Source organism: Solimonas flava DSM 18980 (assembly GCF_000426685.1).
Taxonomy (GTDB): Bacteria; Pseudomonadota; Gammaproteobacteria; order Nevskiales; family Nevskiaceae; genus Solimonas; species Solimonas flava.
The window spans coordinates 174,529-187,785 of sequence record NZ_AUFV01000002.1 but is presented as its reverse complement, the minus strand read 5'-3'; the positions used below and the strand labels follow the sequence as shown (position 1 = coordinate 187,785).

Genomic DNA, 13,257 nt, shown 5'->3' with positions numbered 1-13,257 from the left:
AGAACCAGCGGACCGCCGGCCCGGCGCGTGCGCAGCGGAGGATTTTCTCGTGATGCGTATTGCTTCCGGCCTGACGGCCGGCGCGCTGGCGCTGGCCTGCAGCCTCGACGCGACCGCCGCCCCCGAAGCCGGCGACGTCGAAACCGTGGTCGTCACCGCGACGCGCGCGCCGCTGGCCGCCTTCGACGTGCCGGCCTCGATCGACGTCATCGACGGCCGCCGTTTCCGCGACGACACGCTCGCGGTCAATCTGTCGGAAGGACTCGCCGACATTCCCGGCCTGCTCGCGCGCGATCGCCAGAACTACGCGCAGGACACGCAGCTGTCGATCCGCGGTTTCGGAACGCGCTCGGCGTTCGGCATCCGCGGCGTGCGGCTCTATGTCGACGGCATTCCGGCGACGCAGCCGGACGGCCAGGGCCAGATCTCGCACTTCAACCTCGCCAGCGCCGGCCGCGTCGAGGTGCTGCGCGGCCCGTTCTCGGCGCTGTACGGCAACTCATCCGGCGGCGTCATCCAGCTGTTCACCGCCGACGGCGGCACGCCGACCGTCTACGGCGGCTTCGCCGGCGGCAGCTTCGACAGCTATCGCGAAAGCCTCGGCGCCAACGGCACGTTCGGCGCCGCCGACTACAACCTCGCGTTCTCGAACTTCGAAACCGAAGGCTTTCGCGACCACAGCGCCGCCGAGCGCCGCTCGTTCAACGGCAAGCTGAATCTGCACGCCAGCGAACGCGACCGCGTCACGCTCGTGCTCAATGCCTTCGCTTCGCCCGAAGCGCTCGATCCGCTCGGCCTGACGCGCGCCCAGTTCGAGCAGAACCCGGCGCAGGCGGCGCCGCAGGCGCTGCAGTACGACACGCGCAAGCACGTCGACCAGACGCAGGGCGGCACGATCTGGGAACACCGTTTCAGCGACGCGCAGAGCCTGGAGCTAATGGCCTACGCCGGCGGCCGCGGCGTCGAGCAGTTCCTGGCGATCCCGGCCGCGACGCAGACGAACAACGCCGGACACGCCGGCGGCGTGGTCGATCTGTCGACCGACTACGGCGGCGCCGAGGCCCGCTGGCGCTGGCGCGGCGGCAGCCCCGAACGGCCGTGGACGCTGGTCGCCGGCCTCGCCTGGGACGATCTGCGCCAGCATCGCCAGGGTTACGAGAACTTCGTCGGCAGCGAGCTCGGCGTGAAAGGCCGCCTGCGCCGCAACGAGATCAACACGGTCTGGAACTTCGATCAATACCTGCAGGCGAACTGGCGCTTCGCCGAACGCTGGGACGTCAGCGCCGGCCTGCGCAACAGCCGCGTCGCCTTCAAGTCCGAAGACCGCTACATCGCCAGCGGCAATCCGGACGACAGCGGCAGCAAGGACTATGCGGCGGTCACGCCGGTCGCCGGACTGCTGTTCCGTGCCAGCGAGCGCGTGCATCTGTACGGCTCGTACGGCCGCGGCTTCGAGACGCCGACCTTCGCCGAGCTCGCCTACCGTCCGATCGAGCAGGCGACGACGCCCGCCGAGGCCGGACTCAACTTCGCGCTCAAGCCCGCGCGCAGCGACAACGCCGAACTCGGCGCCAAGTTCAAGCTCGGCGCGCAAACGCAGGCGCAGCTTGCGGTGTTCGACACCGAAACGAAGGACGAGCTGGTCGTGCTCAGCAACAGCGGCGGCCGCACCGCCTACGGCAACGCCGGCCGCACGCGACGCCAGGGCGCCGAGGCGCAACTGTCGAGCCGCTTCGCCGGGCGCTGGCGCTTGGACCTCGCCTACACGCTGCTGAACGCGCGCGTGCGCGAGGACTACCAGGCCTGCTCCGGCACACCGTGCACCGCGCTCAACACGACCATCCCGGCCGGCGCGCGCATTCCCGGCATTCCGGAATCGAATCTCTACGCGCGCCTCGGCTGGGGCGGCGAGCGCGGCTGGCACGCCGGCCTCGACGCGCGCTACCTGAGCCGCGTCGCCGTCGACGACCGCAACAGCGAATCCGCGCCCTCGTACGCAATCGTCGGACTCGACGGCGGCTACGTCTTCGATCTGCCGGCGCTGCGCCTGCGTACCTTCGTCCAGCTCGACAACCTGTTCGACCGCGACTACGTCGGCTCGGTGATCGTCAACGACGGCAACGGCCGCTACTACGAACCGGGGCCGGGTTTTGCGGTGCTCGCGGGCTTCGGTATCAGCTGGAAGGAATAGGGCGCCGCGGCATTCGCGCCGGCGCGGCGGTTCACCGCCCGCGGGGGCACTCGCGACCGAAGTCGGCACGCACCGGGCGATCCGACCCGCAGATCAATCGACCGCCGTCACGCCGCGGGCACGGCGGCGGCGAACCGCGACGTGCCGCCCGGGCGCCTCGGCTCCGCAGCGGCCTCCGGGCGATATCGACGCGCAGCCGTCATCGGCAATGACGCCGCGGCCATCCGGAAACTGCCGGCGCCCGGTTTCTCACCATCCGAACATCAGCGATTGATGCGCCGACACGCCGGCCATCGTGCCGTCACCGACGGCGAGCGCAATGCTGCCCGCCATGCGCGCCGCGTCACCGCAAGCGAGCACGCCCCGCACCGTCGTCCTCTTCGTCGCGTCGGTGCGAATCGTCCTCCCCAGAGGACCTTCGTCGAAGTCGCAGCCGAGCCATTCGGCCAACGCGCTGGCCATGCGCAGGCGGCTCGCCACGAACAGGCCGTCAAGCACGCATCGGCTTCCGTCGGCGAGCACGACCGTCGCCACCTCGCTCACGCACGCGATGCCGCGCCCCTCGAGGCTCACACCGCGTGCCGTCAGCGCCGCGCGCTGCGCATCGTCCGGCTCGAAGCTGCCGTTGACGAAGAACGTCACCCGTCCCCAGTCCGGCAGCATCAGTGCGTGATGCATCGACAGCGCGCCGACGGCGATCACCCCGATTCGCCCTTCGTGCAGTTCATAGCCGTGGCAGTACGGGCAGTGGAATACCGAGCGCCCCCAGCGTTCGGCCAGGCCGTCCACCGCCGGCAGTTCGTCACGCACACCGGTCGCCAGGATGAGCCGCGCGCCGCTCGCGCGAAATCCATCGCCGCACGACACGATGAAGCCTTCACTGTCGCGAAGCGCATCCTGTACTTCGCCGTCATGCCAATGCACATTCGGATAAGCAAGCAGCTGCGCCCGGCCATCCGCCACGATATCGCCCGGCGCGCGTCCGTCCTGTCCGAGGAAGCCGTGCGAAGTCGGTGCAAATCGATTGCGCCGGATACCGCCATCGATCACCAGTACGCGCCGGCGGGCACGTGCCAACTGCAGCGCCGCCGAGAGTCCGGCGTAGCTGCCCCCGACGACGATCACCTCGTATGCCGGCTCAATGGCCATGCGCGATCCTCCGTTGCGGACGCTGTCGGCAGCGCCGGCTGAAGTCGGCCGCCAGATCGGCGAGCGTGACGTGCGCCAGCCGCCCGATCAGCAGGGCCTCGGCCTCGCGGAACGCGTCGTCCAGCGCTTCGTTGACGGCCTGCTCGACCAGACACTGCGGCTCTTCGAGCCGATGGCCGAGCGCGAAAACCGGCGGGCAACCGACGGCGTCGTAGATATCGCGCAACGTCACGGTCTGCCAGTTCGCGCAAAGCATCCAGCCGCCGCCATGGCCTTTGGTCGCGCGCACATAGCCGAGCTCGCGCAAGCCGGACATCGTGCGCCGGACGACCACCGGATGGGTCTGCAGAAAAGTGGCGAGCTCTTCGGATGTCATCGACCGATCGCTGTGCGCCATGTGCAGAAGCACGTGCAGGATCGACGAAAGTCGGCTGTCCTTTTTCATGTAACAAATATTGTTACTTAAGATCGCGGAAGTAAAGTGCCGCCGCGCCCGCGCCGGCGCACGGAAGCATCTACCCCGCGTTTATTTGCGCTTCATCGCTTCCAGCAGCGCGGCGCCAAGCGAACCCTGCTGCGGCTTGGCGGCCGCCTGCGGCGGACGGCTGTTGCCGCCGCGCGCATTGCGCCCATCGTTCTGACCACGGTCGCGGCCGCGCGGCGCGTCGCCGCGCGGACCGGGCTGACGCGCAGCGCTGCCGTCATCTTTCTTCATCGACAGCGCGATGCGCTTGCGTTTGGCGTCGACGTCGACGACGCGCACCTTGACGACGTCGCCGGCCTTCACTACCTCGTGCGGGTCCTTGACGAAGCGGTCGGCGAGCTGCGAAACGTGCACGAGCCCGTCCTGGTGCACGCCGATGTCGACGAAGGCACCGAACGCGGCGACGTTGGTCACCGTGCCTTCGAGCACCATGCCCGGCTTGAGGTCGGCGATCTCGTGCACGTCGTCGAGGAAGCTCGCGGTCTTGAAGCCGGGACGCGGATCGCGACCGGGCTTCTCCAGCTCGCCGATGATGTCGCGCACCGTCGGCAGGCCGAACTTGTCGTCGGCGAACACGCGCGGGTCCAGCGCCTTGAGCGCCTTACTGTCGCCCATCAGCGTACGCACGTCGCGACCGCAGGCGGCGACGATCCGCGCGGCGACTTCGTAGGCCTCCGGGTGCACGGCCGAGGCATCGAGCGGCTCGTCGCCGTCGCGGATGCGCAGGAAGCCGGCGCACTGTTCGAAGGTCTTCGGCCCGAGCCGGGCGACCTCGAGCAGGGCCTTGCGCGTCCGGAACGGCCCGACCTGGTTGCGATGCTGGACGACCGCCTCGGCGAGCGAAGCGCCCAGACCGGAGACGCGCGCGAGCAATGAAGCCGATGCGGTATTGAGATCGACGCCGACCGCGTTGACCGCATCCTCGACGACGGCATCGAGCGCCTTGGCGAGCCGATGCTGGTCGACATCGTGCTGGTACTGGCCGACGCCGATCGACTTGGGCTCGATCTTCACCAGCTCGGCGAGCGGATCCTGCAGGCGGCGCGCGATCGACACCGCGCCACGCAGCGAGACATCGAGATCGGGGAACTCGGCCGCCGCGGTCGCCGACGCGGAGTAGACCGAGGCGCCGGCCTCGCTGACGACGATCTTGATCGGCTTTGGCGCCGGCAGCGCCGCGAGCAGTTCGGACACCAGCTTGTCGGTCTCGCGCGAGGCGGTACCGTTGCCGATCGCGATCAGCTCGACCTGGTGTCGGGCGATCAGCTTCGCCAACTCGGCCTGTGCGCCGCGCACATCGTTGCGCGGCTGGAACGGATAGACCGTGGCCGTCTCGACGAGCTTGCCGGTGCCGTCGACGACGGCGACCTTGACGCCGGTGCGAATGCCGGGATCGAGGCCCATCGTCGACCGCGAACCGGCCGGCGCCGCCAGCAGCAGATCCTTGAGGTTGCGCGCGAACACGCGAATCGCCTCCTCCTCGGCGCGCTCGCGCATGTCCATCATCAGATCGAGCGACAGCGAGAACTGCAGCTTCACACGCCAGGTCCAGCGCGCGACCTCCAGCAGCCAGGCGTCCGCGGCAACGCCCTGCAGCGGAATGCCAAAGGCTTCGGCGACCATCTTCTCGGCCGGCTTGACCGGCGACGCGTCGTCGGCGTCGATCTCGATCTCCAGCATCAGCACTTCCTCGTTGCGGCCGCGCAGCATCGCCAGCGCGCGATGGCTCGGCACGCTGGCCCAGCGCTCGCGATGATCGAAGTAGTCGGAGAACTTGGCGCCGGCCTCCTGCTTGCCGTCGACGACCCGCGCGCGCAGCTGCGCATGGTCCTTCAGGTACTGACGCAGCCGCCCGAGCAGTTCGGCGTTCTCGGCGAAGCGCTCCATCAGGATGTCGCGCGCGCCGTCGAGGGCGCTCTTCACGTCCGGCACCTGCTCGCCGAGATAGGCGGCGGCGGCCTGCTCGGGGACCAGCGCACGATCGTCGAACAGCGCGTCGGCCAGCGGCCCGAGCCCCTTCTCGCGCGCGATCTCGGCGCGCGTGCGGCGCTTGGGCTTGTACGGCAGATAGAGATCTTCGAGCTCGGCCTTGGTTTCGATCGCGGCGATCTTGCCCTCCAGCTCCTCGCTCAACTTGCCCTGCGCGCGAATCGATTCCAGCACCGTCTGCCGCCGCGCCTCCAGCTCGCGCAGATAGGCCAGCCGCTCCTCGAGCAGGCGCAGCTGCGTATCGTCGAGGCCGCCGGTCGCTTCCTTGCGGTAGCGGGCGATGAACGGCACGGTCGCGCCCTCGTCGAGCAGTTCGACGGCGGCGGCGACCTGGCGCGGCTGGGCGGCGATCTCGCCGGCGATCTTCAGGGCAATGCGGTCTTGGATGGACATGAAGGGCATTCGTGGCGGCGCGGGGGCGGGACGCACGTGGCGGCCGGCAGCGGCACCGGGGCGGGAAAAGGTTTCGATGGGCCGCGTCGCGGCGGCAGGCGTCGGTCACTGATGGTGGACGGGGCCTCGTCGCCCGCGTCCGCCGGGATTCCTCGATCGGCGGTCGTTCGTTCTTTTGTGGACGCGGGGCCGCGTCGCCGCCGGATTCTACCCACCGGGCGCCGGGCGGCTCAAACGCCGGGCCGATCGCATCGGTCCGCCAGCGGACACGCCGGCTTGCAGTGCCGCGCCGCGGTGCGATGATGGCAGCCCGGAGAACGACGCGTGCCATGACGACGACGCTGCAGATCCCGATCTTCCCGCTGGGCACCGTGCTCTATCCGGATGGCCGCCTGCCGCTGCGCATCTTCGAGCCGCGCTACGTCGACATGACCAAGGCCTGCCTGCGCGACGATGCGCCGTTCGGCGTCGCGCTGATCCGCGCCGGCTTCGAGGTCGGCCGTCCGGCGATCCCCTGCGAAATCGGCTGCACGGCACGCATCGCCGAATGGCAGGTGCCCTCGCCCGGCCTGTTCACGATCGTCGCCCAGGGCGTCTCGCCGTTCCGCATCGTCGACCGGCGCACGCAGCAGGACGGATTGATCGTCGCCGACGTCGAACTGCGCGATCCGCCCGCGCCGACGCCGCTGCCGAAAGCGCAGGCGCCCCTCGGCTCGCTGCTGCTGAAGCTGATCGAGGATCTCGGCGCCGAACGCTTCCCGCAGCCGCAGCGCCTCGACGATGCCGACTGGGTCGCCTACCGCCTCGCCGAGGTGCTGCCGATCGTGCCGGAACGCCAGCAGGCACTGCTGGAACTGCCGGATCCGTTGCAGCGGCTCGCCGCCGTCGAGCGCGCCCTGCAGGAACTGCGCGACACCTAGCGGCGGCGGCCCGCATCGCGGCCATGCGAATCGGCGAGGCCCGCCGCGGTTCGCTCGGACCACAAAAAAAGCCGCTGACGAGCAGCGGCTTTTTCATTCGAGTGGTGGAGCGGAAGGGGATCGAACCCTCGACCTTCGCATTGCGAACGCTTTCCACGTCTTACCAGAACATAATCGTTCAGCCTCACTCCGACAATAAAACAAAGACTTAGGAGTGATTGCTACGTCCCTATGGTACCGCCCATCCCGTGTTTGAGCAACGATCCTGCAACCAAAATTGCAACCATTCGGGATGCGCAGGACAACCGGGAGCGCCGGTAATTTCAGGGCGGCCAGGAAGAGAAAGTCGTTATCTCACAGTGAGCCGCAAGTCCCGGAACAATCGAGTTGTATAGCAACGGGAGCTATGGCAGATTGAGGGCGTCGCGGCTCAGTGAGCAGCGGCACAGGACAGTGAAAGACAACGCCTCTTCCCGCACGTCGGGGATCACTGTCAGGTGCCTATATGCAGTCGCCGCCAACTCCCACATCTCTTGCTCTTCTTGCCGAAATCGCGGCGGGGCGAGCGTTCGTCCCCGTCGGGGCAGTCGCCCATCTCGTGGGACTCGCACCACAGACGATTAGAAATCGCGCGCATCCGCGCTCCCCCGCACCGCTTGCGTTCGCAGTAGTGAAGATGGGCGGCAACCGCGGACGGCTCCAGGTTCATGTCGATAGCCTGCGCCGCTATCTGGTCGAGATCGAAGAACGCGTTCAACTTTCTCTCAATCAGCAGCCAGCCGATCCGGTCGAACCGGGAAACCAGCCGCGCGCCGAAGAGAAACCGCACGCAGGCCGGTCAAAAGAACGGATAGCACATGCTTTCGCCAAAGGGCGAAAAGCTGTGGCCAAGTAAGCAGATTGGGCACGCCATGACGCTTCGCTCACTGCAGTGGCCAGATTGGGATGAATCACCGCCACCCCTCGACTACGTGCTGCCAGGCCTGCTGGCTGGAACAGTCGGGGCTCTTGTTTCTCCGGGTGGCATGGGCAAGTCGATGCTGATCCTGCAGCTGTTGCTGTTGGTCGCCAGCGCGAACGATTTGATTGGGCTCGGCGGCGAATGGGGTACGGGACCGGTCACATATATGCCGGCGGAAGACCCGGACATCGCGATTCAACATCGACTGCACGCACTCAAGTCGCATCTGACTGCGGAGCAGTACGAAATGGCCCGCGAACGGATTTCGATTCATCCGCTTGTTGGGACGATGCCCGACCTGAATGATGACCACTGGCGCAGCGAGATTCGCAAGGTTGCTGATGGCCGTCGCCTGTTGGTGATCGACACGCTGCGGCGATTCCACCGTGCCGATGAAAATCACTCAGGGGAGATGGCGGAAGTTGTTGCCAGACTTGAAGCCATCGCAGCCGAGTCCGGCTGCACGATCATCTTTCTGCATCACGCTGCCAAGGCCGCAGCCCTGAACGGACATGGCGATCAGCAGCAGGCCAGCCGCGGTGCGTCAGTTTTGACCGATAACATCCGATGGCAGGCCTATCTGATCGGAATGACCGCAGAGACTGCAAAGGAACTCGACGTTGATCCTGAGCAACGCGGGCACTTCGTAAAGTTCGGGCTTTCGAAAGTGAACTATGGCGCGCCAACCGCTGAAAAATGGCTGCGCCGGCATCCGGGCGGGGTCTTACTACCTGATCCAAACCTGCAGCTGAAAGCAAGCTCAGGAAAACGACGGGTTAAGCATCACAGCGGCAGAGAGCCGTCCGCCCTCGACATTGCCATGCGATCGGAAAAGTATCGCACCGCATCACGAGGCACTTGATGGCAGCGCTGCGCGAACGGAATCCGACGACCACGGCAGTGCCGGCCAGAGTGCGGATGTTCCAAGCCACCATCCGGCCTCAGCGTCTCAACAAAGCCACCATCGAAACTGAGCATGGCCGCCTGATCGTTTCCGGCCGATTGGGACAACGACATGCCGACCTCTATGAAGGCATCTTGCGGCATGCAAAGCCGCATAGGAATCCCCAAACGAAGGAGATCGAAGCTCACGTCATTGATGTCGATGCGTCGCAGCTGCGGCGGGTACTTTCGGATCGCTACAGCCATCAGCAGATGTGGCAATTGGCAACAGAATTACGAGAAGCTGTCGTGGAGATTTACACTCCAAGAGTTCAAGCGCTTGGAGGCATCATCAACGATATCGCAAGGTACCGCGTTGATGGGGAAATCCTGACCGGCGCTCTCGCCGGTGAATGCCGAGTTCGGTGGACGATTCAGCTGGGGCGAGTCGTTCAAGAATTCCTCGACAAGGACATCCGGCGGTACTACGACCCCGGCCTTGTGGCGCGGCTCTCAACAGGGATTGGACAAGCGGTTGCACGATGGCTGCTCACCCATCATCGGCAACGGCAACCAACCGGAGGTTGGTACATCGATACTGTGATTGAAGCTGTCTGCGGCGCCCAGGCTGATGCAACGTTGAGAAAACGTCGCTATGAATTGCGCCGGGACGCCGATGGTCTCGCGCGACTTGGCATCTCGCTCCTCTCGGATCGAATCAACTTAGTGGATTTCAGTCCCGGAGACTAAGGGCCATATGATTCACGGCACGGCGTTCCGTTGACGCCCGACCTCATTCCATATCCGCCCGGACTGTTCTGTACCCGCCCGGATGCGTGCCGCAGCCGCCCGGCGCTTCAGAACATCTAGAGCAGTCCTACAGACTGCTCTAGCAGCAGGGGCTACCGCATCGCGGATGCCCCTGCCAGTCCAACAAAACCGTGGGGCTTTGCCCCACACCCCACACTCGCCGCCGTGAGGCTCGGGAGCTGGGCCATTTGCCCAGCTCCCGAGGCGAGGCTATTTTGACCGTCTCGGAGATCAACGACCGCCCGACGGCTCGCCAAAAAACGGCGAACCGACGGATCGATCATTGACCTCCGTTCCGGCCGATACTCATGAGCACGAAGGCCAATCGATTCGAGCGAATCGATTTTATTGACAGGCGTGTCGTGCGCGCCAAAAATCGATCAGAGGTGATCGATTTTATGCGCGTTCCCATTACCAATACACAAGATCTGGGTCTGCTGATCCGCGCCGCGCGGAAAGCGGGAAAAATCCGCATGGACGACTTGCCGACGGCGGGTCCCGTGTTCGTGCGCCATGTCGAACGCGGCAAGGAAACAGCACAGATCGGCCACGTCCTTCGCCTGCTCGATGAACTAGGGATTCGGCTGGCTGCAGACGTACCCGATAACGTAGAAGCCGTATTGAACCGCCTGCGGCAGGAAGATGCCAAGTCGGGTACAGCTTCCGTGCGCGAGAACAAGCGCTGATGGCGCGCGCCCTCGAAGTTTTCGCGGGCGGCCATAGGGTCGGCCAGCTACGCGAACAGGATGACATCTGGGAGTTTGAGTACGCCCCGGAATGGCAAGCCAGCGGCGAGGCGTTCGATCTATCGCCCGCGCTTTCGCGGCGAAGCTTGCTTCATCGCGACGGGTCCAGCCAGCGGCCGGTGCAGTGGTATTTCGACAACCTGCTTCCGGAAGAAGGGCTGCGCACGCTGCTGTCGAATGACGCAGGTGTTCCAGAGGCCGATGCATTTGGCTTGCTCGCCCACTTCGGCCGTGAATCGGCGGGCTCGCTGACCCTGCCGCCCCAGGGTGGTGCGTATTGCCAGCGGGTTGCGCAGCCAATGCCAAGCTAACTGCACCCCATTGCCATAGAAGCTGCGCAGCTTCTAGCAGCTGCTTGCGCGGTTGAACCCACAACGCACTCAAGCGCTCTTTTCAGTTCGCACAGCGCGTTCGCCCAACGTGACTTTTCGAGGTGGACCGCGTAGGTGACGCGGCTGACAGCTCTCGGAGTACGCCACAGTCTTTGGTTGTAGTCGGCGTATCGCAGCGGGCTCGAATTGCCTTTAGCTCCGATTGCAGTCGGCGCAACACTCGCATGCGGTCTGCGACATGTTCGATGTGCGCATCCAGAAGGGCATTGACCTCTTCGCAACCGTGTTCGGGATCGTCCCGCAACTTCAGCAGGTGGCGGATTTCCTGAAGCGTCATGTCCAGCGCTCGGCAATGCAGGATGAATTCAAGCCGCTCCCGATCCTGCGGCGTGTAGAGTCGATAGTTGCCGCCAGTGCGGGCTGGCTTTTGCAGCAGTTGCTCACGCTCGTAATACCGGACGGTCTCCACGGGGACTTCCAGTGCCTGAGCCAGTTCGCCGATTTTCAGAGTGGTCATGAGGGGTTCCCAGTAGCGCTTGACCCTGAAGTTACTACAGGGTGTTTAATCCGCGCACGCCCAGCCCTTATGGGTACGAGTTCATACTGATCTGATAGCCTTGCCGACATGATCCGTGATCCCCGCCTCCAATCGTGGCTGCTGACGCTTCTCTGCGTCCTGCTGCTGCTGCGTGTGGAAGGGGCTCATCTGCACCTGTGCTTTGACGGCAATGAGCCGCCCGCCAGCATCCATCTGCTGGACATCGGCATCCATCACGGCAGTGAACCGGGTGTGTCAGCCCCGCATCAGGATCAGGACGTTTCCCTGTCGGATGAAGCGCTATTCAAGGCGAGTCAGCCCGGCTTCGATTTTCCGCCTGTACTGCTCGCCGCACTCCTGCTCTGGGCATTGCTGCGGACGCCAATTCGCCTCACTCCGCCCTCCTCGACGCCGGTTGCTCCGTCCGCGTCGCGCGTTCTGCTGCCGCCGCTGCGCGGCCCGCCGCCTCTTACCTCCCGCTGATTCCCTAAGCGTTCGCCGTCGCACTGCTGCTGGTGCGCGGCTCCATTCAGGCGCCGCCATTCCAAGCGCGGTGCCGACGGGAGGTTTCCATGAGGCTTTACCCCGCACGCGCATTGCGCGCGTGTTCGATGCTTTTGCTGTTCACGATGTTCTCCGCTCAGGCGGCAGAGCCTACGCAGGCGCTCACCTTGCGTCAGGCGATCGATGCCGCGCTGGCCGGCAATCCCGAGTTGCAGACCTTTTCGTTTGCGTTCAAGGCGCAGGATGCACGCAGCCAACAGGCTGGGCTGCGTCCCGCGCCGGAAGTTTCTCTTGGTGCCGAAAACATCTTCGGTTCGGGAGAGACGAAAGGCACCGATGCTGCCGAATACACTTTCGCGCTGTCTCAGGTCATTGAGCTAGGCGGTAAGCGCGATGCGCGCTTGGGCGCGGCGCAGGCCGGGCGCGGTTCGCTGGATATCGAGCGCCAAGCGCGCCAGCTCGACGTTCTGGCCGAGGTCACGCGCCGGTTCATCGCTGTGGCGGCCGGGCAGGAACAGCTGCGGCTTGCCCGTAGCGCCGTCGAACTGGCGCAGAAAACGGTCGAGGGATCGGAAATGCGCGTCAAGGCGGCCAAGTCGCCGCATGCCGAATTCGACCGCGCGCGCATTGCGCTTGATCGAACGCGTCTCGACGAACGACGTGCCGTCGCCGAACTCGACAGCGCACGCAAGCAGCTCTCCGCGACATGGGGTGACTCACAGCCGATGATCGCCGGTCGCGTCATCGGCGACGTCCAGGCGAACCTATTTACGCTGCCAGACCCCGGCGAGTTCTCCACGCTCGTCGCGCGCCTGTCGTCGAATCCCGATCTGCTGCGGTTTGCCTCCGAGGCCCGCTTACGTGACGCCGAGCTTCGGCTTGCCGTGAGCCAGCGCCGGCCCGATGTCACGTTTGGCGCCGGCATCCGGCGTCTGGAAGCCACGAAGGATGAGGCCTTCGTCGCCTCGCTGTCGGTTCCACTGTTCAGCGGCCGTCGCGCAGAAAGCTTCGTGGCCGAGGCCAAAGCCAATCGCGAGCTGGTCGATGCCGAACGCCGCGTTGCGCAGGTAAAGGCGGAAGCGACGCTCTATGAGCTGCATCGCCAACTCGTCCGCACCGTCGCCGAGGCCGAGACGCTGTCTCGCGACATCGTGCCGCGAACCGAGGAAGCGCTGAAGGAAACCGAATATGCCTACCAGCGTGGGCGCTACAGCTACCTCGAACTGGTCGATGCGCAACGTGAGTTCCTTGCCCTGCAGGGCACCCTCATCGAAACCGCGGCTGATGCCCACGTGCTGCGTGCCGAAATCGAGAGGCTGACGAACGCTCCACTTATTGGCACGAACCCCTAATCGAGA

13 protein-coding genes are annotated in these 13,257 nt (G+C 65.5%); 8 read left to right on the top strand and 5 right to left on the bottom strand.

The features are described 5' to 3' along the window. Window positions 1-52 precede the first annotated feature (52 nt). The gene (locus tag K343_RS0103535; protein ID WP_028006879.1) at window positions 53-2,191 is read left to right on the top strand and encodes a TonB-dependent receptor family protein; all 2,139 of its coding nucleotides are present in this window, start codon (window positions 53-55) and stop codon (window positions 2,189-2,191) included. A 249-nt stretch (window positions 2,192-2,440) separates the two neighbouring features. Here K343_RS0103535 and K343_RS0103530 read toward each other — a convergent pair whose 3' ends face one another. The 3 genes from K343_RS0103530 to K343_RS0103520 all read right to left on the bottom strand — a co-directional run bounded on the left by K343_RS0103530 (window position 2,441) and on the right by K343_RS0103520 (window position 6,215). Further along, window positions 2,441-3,340, bottom strand: coding sequence for an NAD(P)/FAD-dependent oxidoreductase (locus K343_RS0103530; RefSeq protein WP_028006878.1), 900 nt, complete (start codon window positions 3,338-3,340; stop codon window positions 2,441-2,443). Then, entirely contained in the window at window positions 3,330-3,785 is a 456-nt protein-coding gene (locus tag K343_RS0103525) for an Rrf2 family transcriptional regulator (protein ID WP_028006877.1), read from the bottom strand. Before K343_RS0103525 ends, K343_RS0103530 begins: the two co-directional genes overlap by 11 nt. A gap of 81 nt (window positions 3,786-3,866) precedes the next feature. Further along, a complete protein-coding gene (locus tag K343_RS0103520) occupies window positions 3,867-6,215 on the bottom strand; it encodes a Tex family protein (protein ID WP_028006876.1) in 2,349 nt (782 codons plus the stop codon). A gap of 320 nt (window positions 6,216-6,535) precedes the next feature. On the opposite strand from K343_RS0103520, the gene K343_RS0103515 reads away from it, so the two are divergent. Beyond that, on the top strand, window positions 6,536-7,126 hold the full coding sequence (locus tag K343_RS0103515) for an LON peptidase substrate-binding domain-containing protein (RefSeq protein ID WP_028006875.1): 591 nt from the start codon (window positions 6,536-6,538) through the stop codon (window positions 7,124-7,126). Between the two features lie 493 nt (window positions 7,127-7,619). Here the strand turns inward: K343_RS0103515 and K343_RS0103510 are convergent, their stop codons facing one another. Further along, window positions 7,620-7,955, bottom strand: coding sequence for a hypothetical protein (locus K343_RS0103510; RefSeq protein WP_028006874.1), 336 nt, complete (start codon window positions 7,953-7,955; stop codon window positions 7,620-7,622). A gap of 82 nt (window positions 7,956-8,037) precedes the next feature. On the opposite strand from K343_RS0103510, the gene K343_RS23840 reads away from it, so the two are divergent. From K343_RS23840 to K343_RS0103500, 4 genes are all read left to right on the top strand, one after another. Next, window positions 8,038-8,949 carry a helicase RepA family protein gene (locus tag K343_RS23840; RefSeq protein WP_084615645.1) on the top strand — a complete coding sequence of 304 codons (912 nt, stop codon included), beginning with the start codon at window positions 8,038-8,040 and terminating at the stop codon, window positions 8,947-8,949. Next, window positions 8,949-9,719: a hypothetical protein gene (locus K343_RS24330; protein WP_093283644.1), complete on the top strand. Its 771-nt coding sequence runs from the start codon at window positions 8,949-8,951 to the stop codon at window positions 9,717-9,719. The genes K343_RS23840 and K343_RS24330 overlap by 1 nt, the downstream gene beginning before the upstream one ends. A 368-nt stretch (window positions 9,720-10,087) precedes the next feature. Then, a complete protein-coding gene (locus K343_RS24885; RefSeq protein WP_177188878.1) occupies window positions 10,088-10,465 on the top strand; it encodes a helix-turn-helix domain-containing protein in 378 nt (125 codons plus the stop codon). After that, the gene (locus K343_RS0103500) at window positions 10,465-10,836 is read left to right on the top strand and encodes a HipA N-terminal domain-containing protein (RefSeq protein ID WP_028006872.1); all 372 of its coding nucleotides are present in this window, start codon (window positions 10,465-10,467) and stop codon (window positions 10,834-10,836) included. Before K343_RS24885 ends, K343_RS0103500 begins: the two co-directional genes overlap by 1 nt. An 82-nt stretch (window positions 10,837-10,918) precedes the next feature. Here K343_RS0103500 and cadR read toward each other — a convergent pair whose 3' ends face one another. Beyond that, the gene (cadR, locus tag K343_RS23830) at window positions 10,919-11,374 is read right to left on the bottom strand and encodes a Cd(II)/Pb(II)-responsive transcriptional regulator (protein WP_084615644.1); all 456 of its coding nucleotides are present in this window, start codon (window positions 11,372-11,374) and stop codon (window positions 10,919-10,921) included. A 108-nt stretch (window positions 11,375-11,482) separates the two neighbouring features. On the opposite strand from cadR, the gene K343_RS24325 reads away from it, so the two are divergent. Beyond that, window positions 11,483-11,878 carry a hypothetical protein gene (locus K343_RS24325; protein WP_143068868.1) on the top strand — a complete coding sequence of 132 codons (396 nt, stop codon included), beginning with the start codon at window positions 11,483-11,485 and terminating at the stop codon, window positions 11,876-11,878. Window positions 11,879-11,967: 89 nt separating this feature from the next. Further along, complete coding sequence (locus tag K343_RS20820; RefSeq protein ID WP_084615642.1) at window positions 11,968-13,251, top strand: TolC family protein; 1,284 nt, start codon at window positions 11,968-11,970, stop codon at window positions 13,249-13,251. Window positions 13,252-13,257: the final 6 nt, after the last annotated feature.

What these genes read in the sequence shown, in the direction of transcription:
- K343_RS24885 (WP_177188878.1), top strand. Translation starts at nt 10,088, where the DNA reads ATGAGCACGAAGGCCAATCGATTCGAGCGAATCGATTTTATTGACAGG.
- K343_RS0103520 (WP_028006876.1), bottom strand. Translation starts at nt 6,215, where the DNA reads ATGCCCTTCATGTCCATCCAAGACCGCATTGCCCTGAAGATCGCCGGC.
- K343_RS20820 (WP_084615642.1), top strand. Translation starts at nt 11,968, where the DNA reads ATGAGGCTTTACCCCGCACGCGCATTGCGCGCGTGTTCGATGCTTTTG.
- K343_RS0103500 (WP_028006872.1), top strand. Translation starts at nt 10,465, where the DNA reads ATGGCGCGCGCCCTCGAAGTTTTCGCGGGCGGCCATAGGGTCGGCCAG.
- K343_RS23840 (WP_084615645.1), top strand. Translation starts at nt 8,038, where the DNA reads ATGACGCTTCGCTCACTGCAGTGGCCAGATTGGGATGAATCACCGCCA.
- cadR (WP_084615644.1), bottom strand. Translation starts at nt 11,374, where the DNA reads ATGACCACTCTGAAAATCGGCGAACTGGCTCAGGCACTGGAAGTCCCC.
- K343_RS0103535 (WP_028006879.1), top strand. Translation starts at nt 53, where the DNA reads ATGCGTATTGCTTCCGGCCTGACGGCCGGCGCGCTGGCGCTGGCCTGC.
- K343_RS0103515 (WP_028006875.1), top strand. Translation starts at nt 6,536, where the DNA reads ATGACGACGACGCTGCAGATCCCGATCTTCCCGCTGGGCACCGTGCTC.
- K343_RS0103525 (WP_028006877.1), bottom strand. Translation starts at nt 3,785, where the DNA reads ATGAAAAAGGACAGCCGACTTTCGTCGATCCTGCACGTGCTTCTGCAC.
- K343_RS24325 (WP_143068868.1), top strand. Translation starts at nt 11,483, where the DNA reads ATGATCCGTGATCCCCGCCTCCAATCGTGGCTGCTGACGCTTCTCTGC.
- K343_RS0103530 (WP_028006878.1), bottom strand. Translation starts at nt 3,340, where the DNA reads ATGGCCATTGAGCCGGCATACGAGGTGATCGTCGTCGGGGGCAGCTAC.
- K343_RS24330 (WP_093283644.1), top strand. Translation starts at nt 8,949, where the DNA reads ATGGCAGCGCTGCGCGAACGGAATCCGACGACCACGGCAGTGCCGGCC.